The sequence below is a fragment of the Mesorhizobium ciceri biovar biserrulae WSM1271 genome (assembly GCF_000185905.1).
Lineage (GTDB): Bacteria > Pseudomonadota > Alphaproteobacteria > Rhizobiales > Rhizobiaceae > Mesorhizobium > Mesorhizobium ciceri.
Genome location: NC_014918.1, coordinates 42,037 through 61,455, shown reverse-complemented (window position 1 = coordinate 61,455; position 19,419 = coordinate 42,037). Strand labels below are relative to the sequence as shown.

The window sequence follows — 19,419 nt, the reverse complement described above, 5'->3', positions numbered from 1 at the left end:
CACCCACTCAACAAATAGCGAGCACTCCGGCCAGTCCGCTGCTGCCAGTCGGATGCCCTGCTTTCGTCGTTAGCTTCCTGACCCGAACATAGTTGCCCGCAATGAGGTCAGTCCAAACTAACGCTTACGTGCGCGTTTGACAGCAGCCTCGGCCACGGCCGGGGCCTCCTGAATGCTTGCCGCGCCGCCAAAATCCGCGTTCTTGGTTCGGCCAGCTCCCGGACCGGCACCTAGATCAGCGCCCGTGATCGGATCGGACGCCGGATCAGAAAGAGTACGGTCGGCCATCTTGGCCACCACCTTCATGTCTCTGGCGCCCATTTTGACGGTTGCCAAGCCGTCTCCGCCGTCGACGGGCATCACCTCTTCAAGGTCATCGATCCGATCCCACTCTTCGCCGGAATTCCATGGACCATTGGTATCGCCGTCACCTTGAGAGGTGTTGACGTACATGCTGGCGTACCTCTCGATGCCCGGGAGCTTGCCTGACGGGAAATTGTTTTCGATGGCGTAGAGTGCTTTCTCAAATGACTTTTGATGAGCGATCTCGCGTGTCATCAGGAAGCCGAGCGCGTCCTTGATGCCCGGATCATCGGTGATGTGGATGAGGCGTTCGTAAACGATCTTGGCGCGCGCTTCAGCGGCGATGTTCGACCGCAAATCCACGGTAGGTTCACCGCGTGAGTCGACATAGGCCGCGGTCCAGGGAACGCCGGCTGAGTCGCACAGCGCGGGAGCACCGCCAAACAGGATGGATTCCTTGGCTGTCGTACCGCTGGCGCCGATCATCACATAAAGGTCCGCTTCTTTCATCTGGCCTTCGGCAAGTTGTGCCTTGAGCCCCTTGTTCAGCATGGTGACGATCGATCCCACCACCTCAAGGTGGCTGAGTTCTTCAGTGGCTATGTCGAGCAACATGTCGCGACGGCCAAGATCATCCTCGCCGAGGCCTTGCGTGAAATAGCGCATCGCCGCGGCAAGCTCACCATCGGCGCCACCGAATTGTTCCATGATCATGCAGGCCAGGCGGGGATTAGGCTCCGAAACGCGGACGGTGTATTGCAGGCGCTTGTTGTGCATGAACATTGGCAATCCTCCAGGGGGTTGGGTTGCCCAACATCCGCCTGCGAGGATTGTTCCATATTGCATCGAGTGACGCAGTGGCCGATCCGCGAGGCCATGGCGCGCTAGGGGTGAAATTCGTGTCGGGACGCACATCAATGAGCGCCTCCAGATGGGAAAAGACTGGTCGCGCACGTTTTCCTCCGGGTACTGGAACGAACATGTTGTCGGGACTAACCCACGATGAAAGCGGCGAAAAAACTGCTGAGGCTCTGCATTCGTCTGCAGGTCACAGCGATGGGATGACAGATCCCGAATGGCCACAGCAAAGTCCGGCGCCAGGCGCCAAACCACAGTTCGAGCCAGGCAGCGGAGCTGCAAGATTGGTGACCCGATCCCCGCGTGAGCCCTCCCACGGCGTAGGCGCTTGATCACCAGCAGGCGATATAATCGAGGCGATAGCATCGATGGGCAAGAAGGCCAAGCAGAACACCGCGTCTCGGACGGATCGCGAAAGGGCCATCGAAGCGAACTACTTTGCCCGAAAGTGCGGCCTCACCAAGGACGAGGCACTCAAGATTCTCAGGTCGCAGGATCGATGAAGAAGCGAAACGGCGGTCGGGCGGCCGGTAGGAGCAATCGTCGCTCGATCGTCGCAACCGATGGCGGCGGATGATCTAGTTCACCCCGACACACCTTTTCAACAATCCGCTTCAACCATCCGGGCATGCCGCGGGCCGGGTCCCGTTTAGACCGGCAGAGGCAGCCGAGCGACCATTGTGGCTTGCAATATGTGCCGAAAAGCGCGCGATCTGGTCTCACAGCAGCTTGCCCACAAAACGCTGAAGAGGTCGTTCCGGCGCCGCGGGCCCCGACCGCCGTCTTATCAACATTGATCGGCGAAAGCGTGACCAGCAATCGACTTCGATAGGCGAGAACGCCGGTTAAGGCGCGGCAGGCGGCTTGACAAGCGGCCGCGAGGCTAGCCAGGCGCAGAGGCGACATGGCGCCGGTTGTGCCGACCAGAACGGAGCGAGATCACGGTCCTTGCTCGTGTTCCCACCATGTCTTTGAGGGCGAGGAACAACCGATGGCCTTGGTTGTTAGAGCTGCATATGCCGCGAAGCATTGAACTCGAAGTGGGACATGGAGATGGCGACGAAGAAAAGCGCCCAGAGCAGCACAAAGGGCCTGGAAGATCTATTTTACGAAGCCTTGAAGGACATATACTACGCGGAGCGTAAGATCTTAAGTGCCCTCAAGAAAATGGCCAGGGGTCCCGAATCGCAAGAGTTGACCGCCGCGTTCGAGAAGCACCGCGACGAGACTGAGGGTCAGGTTGAGCGGCTGCAGCAGGTGTTCGAGATTTTCGGCAAGCGCGCGCAGGGCAAGACCTGTCCCGCGATCGACGGCATCATTGAGGAGGGCGGGGAGATACTGGAGGAGTTCCAGGCGGCGCCGGCCCTCGACGCCGGGCTTGTTGCCGCTGCCCAGGCCGTCGAGCATTATGAGATCGCCCGTTATAGGACATTGGTAACCTGGGCAAGGCTGCTCGGCTTGAATGACGCGGTTCCGCTGCTGCAGCAGACGCTCGACGAAGAGAAGGCAACGGACGAGGCGTTGACGCAGCTTGGAGAAACCAACGTAAATGAAAGGGCGCTGCAAGATGCCGCTTAGATCTAGCTGAACGCGTTGGGCGGGAGGGAGATCGAGTCCATCGACACCGTCGATCAGGTTGGCTGGCGCTGCGTGCATGAGCAAATAGTTGATACGGTCGTTGCACCGAACCGTCCGAGGCGATCATTCCTGCGCGAACAACTCGCCTTGCCCATGAATGGTTGCAGGAACATCCGTGGCAGCTTGGGATCAGCGCCCATGGTAGAAACCAAAGGAACAATCAACCCGAGCTTCCGCTCGATATCGTTGCTCGAAACTGTCGGAGCTCTGGCCGGACGCGCCAGCAGCGCCGCGACGCTCGCTTCCATCTGCCCTCGGCGAGGCGCGCGGAATCGCTCGATCGTGCGGCCCGATCGCAGCGACACCGCTGTTTCGTCCGGCTCCGCGTGCAGACAGGATGAGGCGCGACTGTCACTGCAGTTTTCAGGTGCCAGGTGAGGGTTCTCGTCACCGGCGCGTCGGGTCTGATTGGAGCTTCGCTTTGCGCGCGCCTGGCCGCCGATGGATATGAAATCGTTCGCGTGCTGCATCGTGCCGGCACTGCGCCCTTCACCGGCTTGCCGCCTGTCTTGCTAGACATGGCAAAGGCGCTGCGGACGCAGGACTGGAGCCCGCACCTCATAGGCGTCGATGCAGTCGTCAACTGCGCCGGCGTGCTGCAGGACAGCACGCAAGAAAGCACTGGCGGAGTGCATGCGGGCGGCGCATCGGCCCTCTTTGCCGCCTGTGAGCAGGCAGGCGTGAGAAAAGTCATTCACTTCTCGGCAATCGGGGTCGATCGGCTGCAGCCGTCCGCCTTCTCGGCCACCAAGCTGGCTGGCGACCAGGCGTTGATGGCGCGCGATTTGGACTGGGTCATCCTGCGCCCGTCGGTCGTGCTGGGCCGGCCGGCGTTCGGCGCGAGTGCGCTGTTTCGCGGACTGGCCGCATTGCCACTGTTGCCGGTGATGCCCAGCACGGGTCGGCTTCAGGTCGTACAGTTGGATGACGTGATCGCCACTGTCCTGCATTTTCTCCGGCCCGATAGCGCATCGCACCTTGCGCTTGACCTTGCCGGACCTGAAGCGCTGCCGATGAGCAAGGTGGTCGGCCTCTACCGCCGCTGGCTCGGGTCGAGACCGGCTGGAGAGTTCACTCTGCCCGGTAGCGTCGCGGCCGGCCTGTACCGGGTCGGCGATGCGGCGGCTCTGCTCGGCTGGCGACCGCCGATGCGCAGCAATGCGGCCAAGGAAATCGTGCGGGGCGCTGTCGGCGACCCGCAGGCGTGGATCACAGCGACAGGGATCCAACCATCCAGCCTCGAAGCGGCGCTAAAGCTCAATCCCGCGACGGTGCAGGAGCGATGGTTCGCCCGTCTCTATTTTGTCAAGCCGGCGATCTTTACTGTCCTGCCCTTCTTCTGGATCATGACCGGCATCATTTCCGTGACCACCGGCTGGCGCCGCGGGGTCGACTTGCTGGTCGGCACGGCCATCGGTCCGCTGGCGGAACCGGCGGTCATCGCCGGAGCGCTGGCCGACATGGCGGTCGGCGCGTTGATCGCCTGGCGACCGACCAGTCGGCTGGGGCTGTTCGGGGCGATTGCGGTGGCTCTTTTCTATGCGATCGCGGGGACCATGCTGCGACCAGAACTGTGGAACGAGCCGCTCGGCCCATTCCTGAAGATCCTGCCGATCCTGGTTCTGCATTTTGTCGCGCTGGCGGTCCTGGAGGAACGCTGATGACCTACTTCATGCTCAAGTTCCTGCATGTCGTCGGCGCGGCCGTGCTGCTGGGCACCGGCGCCGGCATCGCCTTCTTCATGCTGCTCGCTCACCGGACCGGAAATTCCGCGACCATCGCGGCGGTCGCACGCATCGTCGTGATCGCCGATTTCATCTTCACTGCAACCGCCGTCGTCGCCCAACCTGTCACCGGTGCATTCCTCGCCTGGCATTCCGGCTATTCGCTGACCGAGGGGTGGATTGTGCTTTCGATCCTGCTCTACTTCATCACCGGGCTGTTCTGGCTTCCAGTCGTGTGGATGCAGATCGAGATGCGCAATCTCGCTATGCAGGCCGCGGCAGCGAAGCAACCTCCACCACAACGCTATGACACCTTGTTTCGGCTCTGGTTCGCGTTCGGCTTTCCTGCCTTCGCGGCTGTTCTCGCCATCTTCTGGCTGATGATTTCGCGGCCTTCGATCGATTGGTTCGCCTTGTAGCACCGGACTTCGTCTCCCTCGTCACGGTCTGCAACATCGTTGCGCCTAACAAATGGGCGGCGATGGAGCCAGCCGCAGACTGCCTCGTTCCGTTCCTACATACCGGGTGGCTATGGTTGCACAGGTTCCCGGCCATCGCCGGAGCACCTCTGTGGCGGGAGGCTGACGGGACTTTGATTGCCGACGACACGTCTATCCACGTCGCCCGTGCACGGCTTCGAAATGCATCGTCGGCGACTTCGGTGGCAACTTGCGGCATTGCAGCCCGAGCTTGTCGTCACCGAGCACGGCGCTCCCGCATGCCGCGGGGCCTCGATCGTGTTGCCGAGCGGTTCGGCGAGGTCGCCGTCCGGCCGCAGTCGAGATACGCGCCGTTTGACCACCGTCGACGAAGGCCACATCTACCGGCAGGCCTGAGCAAATCAGCGACCGCGTTTCCCGCAGTCCTTTCATTCGGCGATCTCTGCTGCGGATCCATCGCCGGCGTGACCCGTGCCTTCAGGAGGCAGTTCGGCCGCTTGGTGTCGGGCGCTCTCAGCCTGGGGGCAATGGGCGACGCCCGGCGAACCGGCTCGGCGCAAGTACCCTGCGCTGCCAATACGACAAGGCGCAGGCTGCCCTGATCGATGATGGTCAGCGCGCAGCTGGCGAGAGCGCGTCGCTGCTGCCACCCTCTTTTGGTGGACGAGGCATACAGGTGACCTTGTCGATCATTCCGAGCACCGCCTGCGGGTCACTGTGGTGGGCCATGTGCCCGGAATTCGGGATTATTTCCATCAGTGACCCTGAAATTTCGGCATGCAAGCGTTCCGCTTCACGCCGAGCGTCGAACAGCCTGTCCCCTGCTCCAGCCACGATTCCGGTCGGCACGTCGATGTCCCGATAGCTAGGCTTCGTAAACAGCGCCGCGCTGAGCATCAGGGCTGTCTCCACACAGACTGAGCGCAACTGAGAGGGGCGGCTGGCGACCTCCTTTGTGCTCACTGAAAAAACGTTCGAGATCGGCCCGGGCCGGAATATCTTTCGCATGGCCGACGGCCAGCCGAGCCTTACTGCGAGCGGCAGCAAGGTGTGAAGAAATGCCGAGCCCATCAGCGGTATGGCCGGTAGTGCTGCAAGAGCGAGATCCAGCCTCGGTGAGGGATAGTAATATCCAGAGACGAGGACCAGGCCGGCGACCGAGGGAGCGTGCCTGCGGGCCATCTCCAGCGCGATCCACGCGCCCCAGGAATGTCCGAGCACGAGGTACTTGTGAATGCCTATTTTGGCGGCGGCCTCGTGGAAGAGATCGGCCTGCTCGCACGCCGACCAGCGCTTTCGAGCCGGTCGCGAGCTTCCGCCGAAACCTGGCCGGTCGAAGGCGAGGACCCGATGGTTGGCACTCGCCAGGTCGAGCACGCCGCTGACCGCAAAATCCTCCGCAACCGAGCCATTGCCATGCAACAGGAGCAAAGGAGGCCCGCTGCCTTTCTCGATGATACTCAGGTCCACCCCATCGATCCTCAGAGTGCGTCCCCTCGAACGGGGAGCCAAGGCCTTCCTGGCGCGTGCGTTATTGTATGCCGCCAGCGACAGGGCGGCAGCCGCAAACAGTGTGGCGAGTTTTATCCGGTTTGAAAACATACTGACTCCTGCGCTGGGTCTGCACGGTGGCCCACCGTTGAGCGCGTCGCGGTTGTGCATCGGCATCGACGTCGCCAATTTCGGTCAGCCTGTCCCGCCGCATCTTTGCCATCAGGGTATCGAAGCCTCACGGAACCCCGACCGGGCGTCGCATCGCGAGATCGAAGGCATCGCCGGAGCTCAGCACGTGAACCCTCAGATCATGGATGGAAAGGGCGGCATCAGGTTCACCTTCCGCGATGTTGGAATGCGTGACGCCGGCTGCATCGACCAGATAGACAGCGCCGCTGCCGATGACCTTGAACATCTCGCCATTCACCACGATCGCCGTGTCTTCATCGATGCCGATGCCCAGGACCCGTGGGTTCTGCGACACCGCTCCGATGAGCCGCCCGATGCGGCCCCGCTCCGCAAAGTGCTGGTCGATGATGACATTCGGCAGCAGGCCCAACCCCGGCGCCATGCGAATATGGCCGATCCGAAAGGACGCAGCGTTCGGCCCCTTCACCATCATGGTATCGCTCATGACCGACGCGCCCGCGGAGGTGCCGGCAATTATGCCTCCGGCTTCATAGATTTCGTGCACCCGCTCGTCGATGGGGGTGTCGCCGATCTGGCTGGTGATGCGGAGCTGGTCGCCACCGGAGAAGAACACAGCGCTCACGTTTGCGAGCGCGCTTATTTTTTTTTCATGCGCCGCCTCGAGACGGTCGTTGACGTAGAGCTCGACGACTTCCTTGATGCCCAACTCGCCGAAGGACTTCTGATACTTCTCGAGATAGCCATCCGGCTCATGCGAAGCGATGGTCGCAAGGACCAGGCGCCCGTTCGGAACCAGACTTGCGACCTCCTTCAATATGACGCGATCGCCGTCATGGTCCTCGTGGCCACCGATAATGACAAGCGTTCCGGCTTTGCCATTGGAGGGGCGCCTTTTCTTCCTGTCGGTCATCTGCCCTCGTCTCTCTTGCGCACGAAGACATGCGGATGGTTGTCCTCGCTGGTCATGAACGCGACTGCGAACTCCCGGCTGTTGTGCGCCCACCCGGACTTCCCGGTTGGGGTAAGCACGATGGCTCCCGCTTCACCGCCGATCGCCTCAACCTCCATGAGGGAGGGCTCCAGCACCTCCTCAACGCCCGCCATAGCTGCCTGTCCAGAGGAAAGCGCGCGCCGCGCGGAAAGCTCCTGCATGACGCGAGCGGCGAGAGCCTTTCGCGCGATATGCTCGCCGTCTCCCGAAAAGGCCACGGCGCCCAGCTGGTTGTCGGCGTAGTAGCCGCAACCGGGTTGCGGAGAATCGCCCACACGGCCCGGAGCGCTGCCGTCCAGTCCCCCGGTCGAAGTGCCCACGGCGAGATCCCCATACTGGTCAAGGGCAACGACGCCGATTGTATCCTTCGCCTCCGACTTGCTGGCCAAATCGCGTTGCTGCGGCGTGACCAAATCAGCCGGATCGCAAAGCTCCAGTTGTTTATCGGCCGCGAAACGCCTGGCGCCGTCCGACGCCAGCAGGATTGGCTCCTCATGCAGCATGGCCTTGGCGACACTGATGGGATGGCGCACGCCCTTGATCACAGCGACGGCGCCCACATTGAAGTTCCTGCCCTCCATGACGCCTGCGCACATTTCGACCTCGCCGTCCGAATTTAGGGCACTGCCATATCCTGCATTGAACGTCGGGTCCGTCTCGAGGACACGACCGGCGGCTTCTACCGCGTCGACTGCAGTTCCGCCGCCGGCCAGGACGGCGCGACCGGCCTCAAGCGCCTTGATGCACCCGTTGCGATGCGCCTCCTCCTCTTCTGGATCGATCTCCTTGGCGCCGCCGTGCAGGATGAGCGACCACATCAGCCAGTCCTCAGATGGCGAACACGGGTCTGATCGGGCCCTCGCCGAGAAGGTGCCGCGCCCTCAAACCCGGTCACGTGGCTCCAGACCGCCTCAACGTCGTCGACGGTGAGCACGACAAGGTCTTTCTCCCGAGCAAGCTGGAGACACACGTCGACGGCCTCTTTTTCGGGACAGACGGCTTGTATGCGCCCTGGAGCGCAGCCGGCGTTCAAGGCGCCTTCCCGCAGCAAGCCGGCGATCGTTCCGGGGGCTCGGCCGCGCAGTTCATGTTCATCCTCCTTGAAGACGATGACGTCGAATATTCGCGAAGCCACCGCGCCCATCTCGCGTATGTCGCAATCGCGGCGGTCGCCCGGTATTGCGACAAGGCCGATCGTGCGCTGATACCCGCGCTTCATATGGGAAACGAGCTTTCCCAGCGCCTTCAACCCCTCGGGATTGTGCGCGTAGTCAACGATCGTGCGGAAACCATGTCCGTCGAAGACGTTGAGGCGACCGGGAGAATGCTCGAACGAGGTGGTGAACTCAGCCAATGCAGCGCGGATAGTTGCCGCAGGTATGTCGTGGCAATGTGCCATCGCAACGGCCGCCAAGCTGTTGGCAACATTGAATTCAGCGGCCCCCTCGAAGGTCGCGGGAATTTCGTCGACGTCCATCAGGAACATCGACTCCCCATCCTCGTGGATGACGATGTCCCAACCGTCCCTGCTGCGCTCCCGCGTCACGGCGCGGCCGCCTTCCGCCACGTGGCTGCACAGGAAATCGGGCCAGTCGCTCCTGTTCAGCAGCGAGAAGTAGCAGATCCTGCCCCCTGCTTCGCGCGACATCGCGGAGGTGTGAATGTCGTCGGCGTTGAGGATGCTCCACCCGCCGCGGCGGACAGACTCGACGACCACCGACTTCACTTCCGCCAGGTCGTCGATAGTGTCGATGCCTCTCAGCCCCAGATGATCGCCATGGACGTTCAGCACCGCGCCAATGTCGCATGCGTCGAATGCAAGGCCTTCGCGCAGGATGCCGCCGCGTGCACATTCCAGCACGGCGACATCGACACCTGGCTCGCGAAGCACGATCCTGGCGCTTTGCGGACCCGAGCAATCGCCTGTCATGATCCGCTCGCCGTTCAGGTAGACGCCGGTGGTCGAGGTGAGCCCGACCGTTGCACCATTCGCCTGAAGAATGTGCGAGAGCATTCTGGCGGTGGTCGACTTGCCGTTTGTCCCTGTGATCGCGAAGATTGGGATGCGGCCGTCCTTGCCACCCCTGAAGAGAAGATCGAGCACCGGCCGTGCGACATTGCGGGCGCGGCCTGAGGACGGTTCGAGATGCATGCGAAACCCGGGACCGGCATTCACCTCTATGATGCCGCCGCCGGTCTCGCTGACCGGCCGGGAAATGTCAGGGCAGACGAAGTCGATCCCCGCAATGTCGAGACCGACGATCTGTGCCGCCCGCCTGGCGATCAGCGCGTTTTCCGGATGGATTTCATCCGTCCGGTCAATTGCCGTCCCGCCGGTCGACAGATTAGCGGTGGGTCGCAGGAGCACCATTTGACCCGGCGCTGGAACGCTCGAAACCGTGAGCTGCGACTTTGACAGGAAATGCTCGACACATTCGTCGATGTCGATGCGGGTCAGCACCGAAGAATGGCCCTCTCCCCGTCGCGGGTCGTGGTTCGTCTCCTCGACGAGTTCGGCGACAGAACTCCGGCCATCGCCGACGACATGTGCCGGGACCCTCTCGGCAAGCGCCACCACCTTTCCTCCGATCACCAGGATCCTGTGGTCCGAGCCGACGAAGTGCTGCTCGACGATAACGCTGCGGCTGTGTTCTCGCGCCTTTTCGAAGCCCCAGCGGACTTCGTCCTCGGTTGCGAGGCCGATGTTGACGCCGTTTCCATGATTGCCGTCCAGTGGTTTGGTGACCACAGGGTACCCGAGCCGTGCCGCTGCCGCGACCGCGTCCTGCGCCGATCGCACCAGTTCCCCGCTGGGGACCGTTAGCCCGGCCTGCTGCAGCAGGAATTTTGTCAGGTCCTTGTCGGAGGCGATTTCGGTCGCGATCTCGGAAGTGAGGTCGGTGCAGCTGGCGCGGATTCGCTTCTGATGCTTGCCTTGGCCGAGCAGCACCAGGCTGCTGTCATCGAGCCGCGCCGCGGGAATCCCCCGTCTCCCGGCCTCGCGCACCAGAGAGGCGGTCGTGGGGCCCAAGACACGCTCGGCGGCGCGAGCCTTGAGCTGCTGCAGCCTCACTGCGAAATCGAATGGCCCGTCCATTTCGGCAATCTCGTCGAGCCCCTCGAGGCCATGCAGATTGGCCGGCAGGAGACCATCCACCAACTCGAGCGCAACTCGTCCGGCGAGCAGCCCCACAACCTCATCATTGTAGGCGAACATGACGTTGTAAGTGCCCGGACTGCCTTTGACCGAACGTGTCTTTCCTCGTGTCACCCGGTGGCCCAGCATGTTCTGCAGTTCCAGGGCGACGTGCTCCACGACGTGGCCGAGCCAGGTTCCTTCCTGCATACGGCGGACGAACCCGCCGGCGACGCCATAGCTGCAGCCATGGGCCGCAAGGCCGGGCAACAGGCGAACGATGTCCTCGGTAAACCCGGGCAGCTTGTCTGTCGGGAACGCCTCAAGGGCCCCGAGGTCAATCTGGATCCGGACCATTGGACTCATGCTGTAGAGATGAGGTCCGCGGAACACGCGAGCGTCCACGACACGGATGCTGGTGCGAAAACGCGAGGCGTCTTGATGAATTTCGTTGCCCGACATAGCCCGTTCTCCTGACTAGCCCCGCAAACTTCTTGAGGATCGATACGTTCCCGACGATGAAACGCAAATATTTTTGCGCGATCGAGAAACAAAAAGCATGTTTAACATATGTTGGCCAAATAACAGATTCTGGTCATCTTACCTGCCGTAAGGGGCGGGCCAAGCATGCGCCTGCTTGTTCCTAAGCATAGCCCGGCAAGCCGCGGCCCATTGGAGGCGAGACCCGACCAGGCTGGGGACAGAGATCCCAGGTGCCGAGTGCCGGGTGGGCTTGTGGCGACCGCTTTGAGGGCAGCATCGAAGCATTTATATTTTCAACGCCGGACGCCCACCGGGGAACATTTCCAAATGCACTGTGTTTGGCGCCACCCTTGCCCACCGGAACTAAAGCCATGCAGAGTCGGAAATTGGTGAAGGCCGCGCTGGTCAAAGAGATCGACGCCGTCCGCCTCAGCATCTCGCTCCTTGAAAAGGAGTTGTGGAAAGCTGGCAGACCCGGGAAGATTGGATGGCGTTCAGGATACGAGCTAACCGCCCAAAAAGCTCGCCTCGCCAAACTGGAGAACGTGCTTGCGCACTATCCGTCCGTGACGCGAGCCCGAGCATTGGACAGCAACAGCTTGAGTTACGGGCAACGGAACCAGGTGAGTTTGGGGAAGCAAGATGGCTGACCGACGCTCGATCAGAACTCCGCTAGCTCGAGTGCGCGGCCTTGGGTCGGCTAAACACGGAACCGAAACGTTCATGCTGGAACGACTGACATCTGCTGCACTGTTGATCCTCGTCATCTACATCGTCGCGGTCGTCATAAGGCTGAGCGGAGAGCCTCGAGATGTCGTCATCCGCGTAGTCGGATCGATCTATGTCGCACCCGCCCTCATCGCCTTCATTCTGGTGAACTGCGTCCACATGCGGCTGGGCATGCAATCGATCATCGAAGATTATTGCCACGCCACGGTGCTGAAATCTGTCCTGCTGATCGCCAACTGGTTGTTTTGCTGGGCAGTAGCCCTCGCCAGCTTTTTCGCCGTGCTCGTGATCAGCTTCCGATAGGTCAATTCACGGCCAGCGCGGCGCGCGCCTTCCAACTCAGCGCCGATCCCGCCGCCGGTCGCGCTCGCCAGCCGGATTCATTTGATTTTCGGCAGCCTGTCCCATTGATGGAAAGGCGGTGGAGAGGTCAACTCCCATTCCAATGTGGTGGCTCCCGGCCCCCAGGGGTTCATGCCGGCGGCCCGTCGCCGGTGGAAAGCCTCCACGATGCCGGCAAGGAAAATCAGGACACTCGCGGCCGACAGATACGATCCAAAGGAGGAGACCATGTTCCAACCGGCAAAAGCGTCGGGATAGTCGATGTAGCGACGTGGCATGCCGGCCATTCCGAGAAAGTGGTGGGGGAAGAAGACGAGATTCACACCGACGAAGGTCGTCCAGAAATGGATTGCAGCCAAAAGCGGATTGTACAAATATCCAGTCATCTTCGGAAACCAGTAATACCAGCCCGCGAAGATGCCGAAGATCGCACCCAACGAGAGAATGTAGTGGAAGTGTGCGACGACATAGTAGGTGTCGTGCAATTGGCGGTCCAGGCTGGCATTTGCAAGCTGTACGCCGGTCACGCCTCCGACAGTGAACAGGAATATGAAGCCGAGCGCCCACAGCATCGGGGCGCGCAGGCTAAGGGAACCACCCCACATGGTCGCGATCCAGGAGAACACCTTGATCCCAGTTGGCACCGCGATCACCATCGTGGCGAAGGTGAAATAGCGCTGCGTGTCCAGCCCTATTCCGCTGGTGTACATATGGTGGGCCCAGACGACGAAGCCGATCGCTCCGATCGCGACGATCGCGTAGACCATCCCCAGATAGCCGAAGATCGGCTTTCGCGAAAATGTCGAGATCACCTGGCTGACGATGCCGAAGGCCGGCAAGATCATGATGTAGACTTCCGGATGGCCGAAAAACCAGAAGAGATGCTGGTACAGGATAGGATCGCCGCCGCCGTCCGGCGCGAAGAATGTGGTGCCGAAATTTCTATCGGTCAGGAGCATTGTGATGGCCCCTGCCAGGACAGGCAGGGCCAGCAGCAGCAGGAATCCGGTGATGAGGATCGACCACACGAACAGAGGCATTTTATGCAACGTCATCCCTGGCGCGCGCATATTGAAGATCGTGGTGATGAAATTGATGGCGCCTAGTATCGAGGAGGCTCCCGCGATGTGCAGAGAAAGAATGACCAGATCGACGGCAGGACCGGGATGGCCGGACGTCGACAGGGGCGGGTAGAGGAACCAGCCGGTCCCGGGACCGTATCCGCCGGGGACGCTGGGCATGAAGATCGACAATAAAAGCAGCATCAATGCCGGCGGCAGCAGCCAGAACGAGATGTTATTCATGCGTGGGAACGCCATGTCCGGGGCGCCGATCATGATCGGAACCATCCAGTTGGCGAAACCACCGATCAGTGCGGGCATGACGGTGAAGAAGATCATGATCAGCGCGTGCGCCGTGGTGAACACGTTATAAAGTTGCTTGCCGGCATCTATGGCCGCGTCGCCTTGGTAGCCGTAGATCATCGATGCTAACCCGGGGAAAACCTGGATCCCGGGTTGCTGCAGTTCAATTCGCATGCCCACCGACAAGAGCATGCCGATGACCCCCGCGATGAAGGCGAAGATCAGGTAGAGGGTTCCGATATCCTTGTGGTTTGTCGAAAACAGCCAGCGGGTGATGCCCCGCGGCTTGTGGTCGTCGCGGCTGCTCGGAGCCGCCGCCGAATATTCGCTCATGAATGTTCTCCGCTTCAGCCATCCCCCAACAGGGCATCCGAACCATGATGTAAGTTGATTGTTCCTCCCCAGAACGCCCGACGCGAGGGAACATACGGCAGAAGCCAAGGTTCGGGTCGGGCGCGGCGTGCCCGCGGTTGAAGGGTCGACATCCATGCTGGCAATCATTGCTGGGACTTTGGTTCTGACGACAGTGGTCGGCGGGCTGATTACCGCCTTCTGGATCGAGGCCCGTCATGATCTCCACGACCCGACGCCGGACAGGGCGATGCACCTGGAGCTGCTAACCAGACTTGGCTCTCCGGTTTCGGCGGAGTCGTCCTGATATGGACACCATCACCGCGAAACTCGATCCGAGAACGAGAGTCGGCTGGCTTCTGCTCGGCTTCGCGCTGGGCGCTTTCTTCGACGGCATCGTCCTGCACCAGATTCTGCAATGGCATCATCTTCTCTCGGGCCTCGCCGACCCGGCGGGTTCCGACCTGCGCTTCCAGATCATGGCCGACGGCCTCTTCCACTTGTTCATGTACGTGTTCGCCGTTGCCGGCACGGTGCTGCTGGTGGCGGCGAGGGCAGCAGGCAGGCGGGACGTAACGACGACCGAGATCCTTCGGCTGGCCTTCATCGGGTTCGGCGTCTGGCATCTGGTGGACGCCATTGTGTTCCATTGGCTGCTCGGCCTGCATCGGATCAAGATGAACAGCCACATGCCGCTCCCCTGGGATATTGGGTGGCTGGTCATCTTCGGAATCGTGCCGCTGCTGTTGGTGCTGGTGCTGCCCAACCGCGGTGGACCACCGGCAGGTGCCTCGGCGGCTCTGACCAGCATCGTCCTGCTTGCAGGACTGGCTGCGGGTGCTGGCCCGCTCTTCAACGGTGCAGCCACTTCCGTCATCGTCTTTCGAGCTGGGATGCAACCGGCCGCGATGATGCAGGCGGTTCAAGCGGCCGACGCCGACCTCAAGTGGGTCGACGCCAGCGGCACCATCTGGGGCGTCGATAGAGTCTCATGGCGCGGGTTGATGACCCTGCACGCGCGCGGCGCCCTGGTCGTCGGCACAACGCCTGTCATTGCCGGATGCCTCGCCTGGACCGATGCCGCTGGTGCGAGCAGTCGCTCCTACCAGCAGTGAGGCATCCTAGCCCGCTTCCGAAAGATGGCGGGCTTTTTGTCGGCCGGTTGCCACGCCTGGCCGACGGCAAAGAGTGGCACATTGCGGATTGGCAAAGGGTAAGATCGATGAAGAACAGCTATCAGAAGCCGGCATTCACGAAACGTGAGCGGCTGTCGTCGGTGACGGCTTCGCCCAACTCATCCGGGCTCTCCGGGATTATCGATTAATCAAGAGAATTGCAGCTTTGGAACGCCCGCTGCTCAAAGGTGGCGGGCTTTTTGTGCATTAGTGGAACCTGATATGTCGACGCAGGTTGGAAACGGCGGCAGCGTCCCCCGCTGCCGGGCCTGGGTCCCAAGCCTTGGCCGGGTCCGCCTCTGCCCGCCAGCAGGGGCGGACCCACTGCAACATGGCTCCGAAAATGAAGTTTGGATTGCGCTCGGTTTCCCTGGCCGAGCATAACACCGGAAGGCCCGTTACTGCTCCCTCAGTGGCGGGTTTTTCAATGGCAGGTTGGCCGGTGAAGCATCACGTCGCGGTTCTCAGGACCCGTAACGCTACCCTGAATTGCTGGATTCGTTGCCCTTGGCATCGCAGACCTTGCATATCAGATCGAGACGGGAGCCAGCACCAGAACGGGCCAACTCTGCCAGAATCTCGGTCAGTACTGCGGTGTCGGAAAGGTCCAAGACATAGCGAGCCATACCACATGAAGTCGAACAGACCAGAAAGGGTTGCTGTACGGTTTTCCAAAATGGCGCGAAGCTGATCACGGACGGTGGAACAAAATCGCGCTGTCAAACTTCGGCCGTTGCACTGTTCCCATTCAGTGCTTTCCCCATGAGAACTGCCCGCTGGCCTGGCGGCGGTAGGCGCTGGGCGCGGCTTTCCGCAGATGGTCTGATGAACCGGACCTTGAGCGCATCATTGTGAGCCACGGCGATGTCATCACGGACAAACTGCGCGATGCTCAAGCAGATCGCGAGATTTCGGGCATAGCGGAAAATCTCCGGATGGAGGCGCCGCAGCCAAGCCGCGTTATCTGTTATAAGTCATCAACTGACTGAAAGCGTGGGCAGCTATGTGCAACGACTATGAGCAGCATATCGCCTGGGCCGAATATTGCAGGATGAGGCAATTGCTGGCGCTCGACATTCCCACTTATCAAACCGAACTGGATCTGCCGCAGGCGGATGACATCCGCATCAGTGATCCCGCCCCGATCATGCGCGCCGCCGGCGACACGATCGAACTCACGCGCATGACCTTTGCCTTTCCACCCTCCGGGCCCAAAGGCGGGCCGATCTTCAACTTCCGCTCGGAAGGACGGAACTTCTCCAACAGCAAGCGCTGCCTTATTCCGGCGTCGGCTTTCTTCGAATTCACGGGAAAGAAGTCTCCAAAGGCTAAGCATCGCTTCACGCTCAACGGCGCCTCGTTCATGGCGATCGCCGGCCTGTGGCGCGATGGCGAAGGCAACAAGCCCCCGACATTCGCAATGCTGACGACGGAACCCGGCCTGGACGTGGCGCCCATCCACAATCGCCAGATTGTGGTTCTGCGCCCGGATGATTGGGCGGCATGGATCCACCTCACGAAACCCGAGGTGGAGCTGTTGAAGGCCCTGCCGGCCGGGTCGTTGGCGGTAGAAACCGTGCGACAAGGAAGCGACTAGCTCAGATGCCGGTGCGTTTTGCGCAAACACGAAAGATTCTTGGCGGCTTGGCTGCGGCAATTGTGGCCCCTCGAGATCGCGGCTCTCGCCAAAGCGTCAGCACCTCGTTGTCACTGATTACCGAGTGGCCCCTTCCGCCATCAGCGACGCTTGGCTCGTCGGTGCGCACGAAAGGTATCGAGCGTGAAATACGTGCCCGCCTGCCTTGGGCGGTGAGGAAGTACGTCAAAGCCGAGACTGGTCGCATGACATTGCGGATGCGCGAAGACGATGCCGAAGAGTTCGAGGCCGCCTCGAACAAGATCGCCAAGGCACTGGAAACCATCGCAGTACTCCCGGTCCTGCCGCGCGAGGCCGAAGACATCCTTGCGATCTCTTCGCGTGAGCGTCACAAGTGGCTGAAAAACGGACGGCTGCAAAGCATTGGCACCCGCACCGTGAAGATGCGCGGTCGATCCAAGGCCGTCACCTTCCACGTGTTCGATCCCAAGCACATCGAAGACATCCTTGATCGTGATCTGCCAAGCCTTTGGCGTGAAGAGGACGCGCAGCAAGTTACAGAGAACAGGCGACGTGGCGCCGGCAAGGCTGCCCTGACGCGGGCGGGAAAGGGTAGCGAGAAGGGTCGCGGTGCCGGGAATAACCCCAGAGATGACGCTCCCCGGCCCAAGTTGAAGGGCTGGAACGCGTTCGACGACGAGGGCCTGCTCCGTTAAATCCGTCTAGCCATTCGCGTCCAGAATGAGCCCTGAGCGAAAGCTAACCGGGAGCCGAAACGATCTGCAGTCGCGATTGGCACGTCCCGAACCAATCCATGCTCATGGAGTTCTTCAAGCCGACAACCGCCCTTTTTGAGGATGGCAGATGTTCGACAACTTCGTGCTTGAAATGTTGGAAACCGAGGGCGGCCGATAAGGCTTCGGCATGGCGGATCTGAGCCGCCTCTGCTTCTGATCCATGGCCATCCTCGCACGCATAGGACTTGGGGCCAGGTCGCCGACTTGCTGTCAGCAGATTTCTCCACGACCATACCCCAATCACTACCCGGAAGGAAAATCATGGCTGTTTCCTATAGGAGGAATCGCTTGCCACGGTGGTGCAGGAAGTCGGCGATGTGAAGAATAGAGGCGCTTCGGCATTTTAAGGTGGATTAGGTCCTGACCGACAAATGGTGCTACATGGGCGATGAAGAATGCCCGCCCAGCGTACGTTGTCTACGCACCACCGCTGATCGGCCTTCCGTTCCTGGCTGTGATACTGGCTCTGGATGGGACGACCATCGCAACGCCCTTTGACACCGCAGATGAAGCGGCCGCCCACAACAAGGTGATGGCGGTTACAGGTGCGATACGGCAAAGCGGACTTGATAATCACAAATAGGAGAACCCGTCCATGAAACTGCTACGCATCACACCGATTGTCATTCTTGCCTGTGCCTTTGCCCTTGCGGCCTGCGCCAACACCGTCCGAGGCGTCGGCCGGGACGTCAAGGCAACGGCCAACGCAGTCGACGACACGGGCAACAAACCATGATGCAGAGGACCGTCACGGTTATCGAGAAGACAACGGGCCGCGTGATCGGAGCGCTGCCGATCGATCTTGCGCAGCAGGATCACGAGGCCTCCGATGATCAGTATTTCACCAAGGCGTTCGAAGCCGCCATGGACAGTGGCCTCATTCGTGAGTCCGACAAGCATGCGGTTGAATTCCGGCTTGAATAAAGTCGACGATGCAACGGCTTTTCTGTCGCGTATCGGGGCATTGTGGTTTGCATGGTTTTGCACCTCAGCCATCCAGCAGGGGTGAATCAACACACCGTCCAGTCCAACTATCCCTAGGACAGCCCGCTGCGGCTATGAATGGAGCGGCCGGTTTGGCCCGGAGGTGAAGCAGCAGCCGCTGCTCAAAGCCACTCAGTAGAGCAAATCGGTGTATTGGTAGGCGAACACCCTCCCGTGCTCGCATCGGTCGCCTCAAGAAAGTAGTTTCCGGATCGGTGTAGCGTCACGGGCATTTTCGTTGCCTGTGCGGCGGCCCAATAGGATGTCGGGGCCCCAGCTCGGTATTCCGCCATCACCTGGCCCGCAGGATATTCTCGGATTTGATACCCCACGGTCAGCTCCAGGGTCCGAATCATCCATTAGAGATACCTAACATTTCCCTTTTGGCGAGGCGGGGTGTACTTTAGGTACCGCTGGGTGATCCTAGCGACCTACACTGCCCGCTGCCGAGAGGTGGCGGGCCTTTTTGTTTATGTGTGGAACACCGAAATCCAATGGGAGTTGGAATGCTGTCACCGTCCTTCCGTGGAGGCGATGATGGCCATGGACGTACAGCCGTGGTCGGCCCGCTCTCTGCTTCCTCACTGGGCGGGCCATCTCGCGGGTCGCTCACCGGCAATGACCTGGTGCACCATGCCGTCGACCTCAATACGCAAGTTCGAATACGACCCGGAAACCAGGGTTCTCTCAGTGTGGTTTGTAGCGAGTGGCAGGAAGTACGACTTTCTGGATGTACCGCCGGAGATTGTCGCCGATTTCAAATCTGCCTTTGCCAAGGGCCGCTATTTCAATGGTCGGATCCGCAACCAGTTCGCGTTCCGGCCCGTGGCAACCTCCGATTCCAGCGGTTCATGCTGAGGCAG

18 protein-coding genes are annotated in these 19,419 nt (G+C 61.0%); 11 read left to right on the top strand and 7 right to left on the bottom strand.

All coding sequences use genetic code 11. From position 1 onward, the window contains the following. Positions 1-117: 117 nt before the first annotated feature. Positions 118-1,086 (bottom strand): manganese catalase family protein, encoded by a 969-nt coding sequence (locus MESCI_RS30440; protein WP_013525052.1) that lies wholly within the window; start codon positions 1,084-1,086, stop codon positions 118-120. 1,128 nt (positions 1,087-2,214) lie between these two features. Between MESCI_RS30440 and MESCI_RS30435 the strand changes: the two genes are divergently transcribed. After that, entirely contained in the window at positions 2,215-2,739 is a 525-nt protein-coding gene (locus MESCI_RS30435) for a YciE/YciF ferroxidase family protein (protein ID WP_013525050.1), read from the top strand. 53 nt (positions 2,740-2,792) lie between these two features. Here MESCI_RS30435 and MESCI_RS30430 read toward each other — a convergent pair whose 3' ends face one another. Next, on the bottom strand, positions 2,793-3,269 hold the full coding sequence (locus tag MESCI_RS30430) for a hypothetical protein (protein WP_164920089.1): 477 nt from the start codon (positions 3,267-3,269) through the stop codon (positions 2,793-2,795). Between MESCI_RS30430 and MESCI_RS30425 the strand changes: the two genes are divergently transcribed. Both MESCI_RS30425 and MESCI_RS30420 read left to right on the top strand, forming a co-directional pair. Further along, positions 3,174-4,460 (top strand): SDR family oxidoreductase, encoded by a 1,287-nt coding sequence (locus MESCI_RS30425; RefSeq protein WP_013525049.1) that lies wholly within the window; start codon positions 3,174-3,176, stop codon positions 4,458-4,460. The two genes, MESCI_RS30430 and MESCI_RS30425, sit on opposite strands and share 96 nt — an antisense overlap. Beyond that, positions 4,460-4,942, top strand: coding sequence for a DUF2269 family protein (locus MESCI_RS30420; RefSeq protein WP_013525048.1), 483 nt, complete (start codon positions 4,460-4,462; stop codon positions 4,940-4,942). The genes MESCI_RS30425 and MESCI_RS30420 overlap by 1 nt, the downstream gene beginning before the upstream one ends. Positions 4,943-5,575: 633 nt before the next feature. Here the strand turns inward: MESCI_RS30420 and MESCI_RS30415 are convergent. The 4 genes from MESCI_RS30415 to cphA all read right to left on the bottom strand — a co-directional run bounded on the left by MESCI_RS30415 (position 5,576) and on the right by cphA (position 11,196). Beyond that, entirely contained in the window at positions 5,576-6,433 is an 858-nt protein-coding gene (locus MESCI_RS30415; RefSeq protein WP_224673125.1) for an alpha/beta fold hydrolase, read from the bottom strand. 259 nt (positions 6,434-6,692) lie between these two features. Next, positions 6,693-7,517, bottom strand: a complete 825-nt coding sequence (locus MESCI_RS30410; RefSeq protein WP_013525046.1) for a cyanophycinase — start codon at positions 7,515-7,517, stop codon at positions 6,693-6,695. Further along, positions 7,514-8,416 carry an isoaspartyl peptidase/L-asparaginase family protein gene (locus MESCI_RS30405; RefSeq protein ID WP_013525045.1) on the bottom strand — a complete coding sequence of 301 codons (903 nt, stop codon included), beginning with the start codon at positions 8,414-8,416 and terminating at the stop codon, positions 7,514-7,516. Before MESCI_RS30405 ends, MESCI_RS30410 begins: the two co-directional genes overlap by 4 nt. Continuing rightward, entirely contained in the window at positions 8,416-11,196 is a 2,781-nt protein-coding gene (cphA, locus tag MESCI_RS30400) for a cyanophycin synthetase (protein WP_164920092.1), read from the bottom strand. The genes MESCI_RS30405 and cphA overlap by 1 nt, the downstream gene beginning before the upstream one ends. 663 nt (positions 11,197-11,859) lie before the next feature. Here cphA and sdhD point away from each other — a divergent pair. Beyond that, positions 11,860-12,249: a succinate dehydrogenase, hydrophobic membrane anchor protein gene (gene sdhD / locus MESCI_RS30395; protein ID WP_013525042.1), complete on the top strand. Its 390-nt coding sequence runs from the start codon at positions 11,860-11,862 to the stop codon at positions 12,247-12,249. A 77-nt stretch (positions 12,250-12,326) separates the two neighbouring features. Here the strand turns inward: sdhD and ctaD are convergent, their stop codons facing one another. Beyond that, positions 12,327-13,985, bottom strand: a complete 1,659-nt coding sequence (ctaD, locus tag MESCI_RS30390; protein WP_013525041.1) for a cytochrome c oxidase subunit I — start codon at positions 13,983-13,985, stop codon at positions 12,327-12,329. 154 nt (positions 13,986-14,139) lie between these two features. Between ctaD and MESCI_RS30385 the strand changes: the two genes are divergently transcribed. From MESCI_RS30385 to MESCI_RS32935, 7 genes are all read left to right on the top strand, one after another. After that, on the top strand, positions 14,140-14,310 hold the full coding sequence (locus tag MESCI_RS30385; protein ID WP_013525040.1) for a hypothetical protein: 171 nt from the start codon (positions 14,140-14,142) through the stop codon (positions 14,308-14,310). 1 nt (position 14,311) lies between these two features. Continuing rightward, positions 14,312-15,118 (top strand): DUF2243 domain-containing protein, encoded by an 807-nt coding sequence (locus MESCI_RS30380; protein ID WP_013525039.1) that lies wholly within the window; start codon positions 14,312-14,314, stop codon positions 15,116-15,118. A gap of 1,063 nt (positions 15,119-16,181) precedes the next feature. Continuing rightward, positions 16,182-16,775: an SOS response-associated peptidase gene (locus tag MESCI_RS30375; RefSeq protein WP_013525037.1), complete on the top strand. Its 594-nt coding sequence runs from the start codon at positions 16,182-16,184 to the stop codon at positions 16,773-16,775. Between the two features lie 5 nt (positions 16,776-16,780). Further along, the gene (locus MESCI_RS30370; protein ID WP_024505780.1) at positions 16,781-17,491 is read left to right on the top strand and encodes a hypothetical protein; all 711 of its coding nucleotides are present in this window, start codon (positions 16,781-16,783) and stop codon (positions 17,489-17,491) included. A 676-nt stretch (positions 17,492-18,167) separates the two neighbouring features. Continuing rightward, complete coding sequence (locus MESCI_RS30365; RefSeq protein WP_164920091.1) at positions 18,168-18,308, top strand: EncA/B family entericidin; 141 nt, start codon at positions 18,168-18,170, stop codon at positions 18,306-18,308. After that, entirely contained in the window at positions 18,305-18,496 is a 192-nt protein-coding gene (locus MESCI_RS30360; protein ID WP_013525035.1) for a hypothetical protein, read from the top strand. The genes MESCI_RS30365 and MESCI_RS30360 overlap by 4 nt, the downstream gene beginning before the upstream one ends. Before the next feature lie 477 nt (positions 18,497-18,973). Then, complete coding sequence (locus MESCI_RS32935; RefSeq protein WP_245268664.1) at positions 18,974-19,414, top strand: KTSC domain-containing protein; 441 nt, start codon at positions 18,974-18,976, stop codon at positions 19,412-19,414. Positions 19,415-19,419 lie beyond the last annotated feature (5 nt).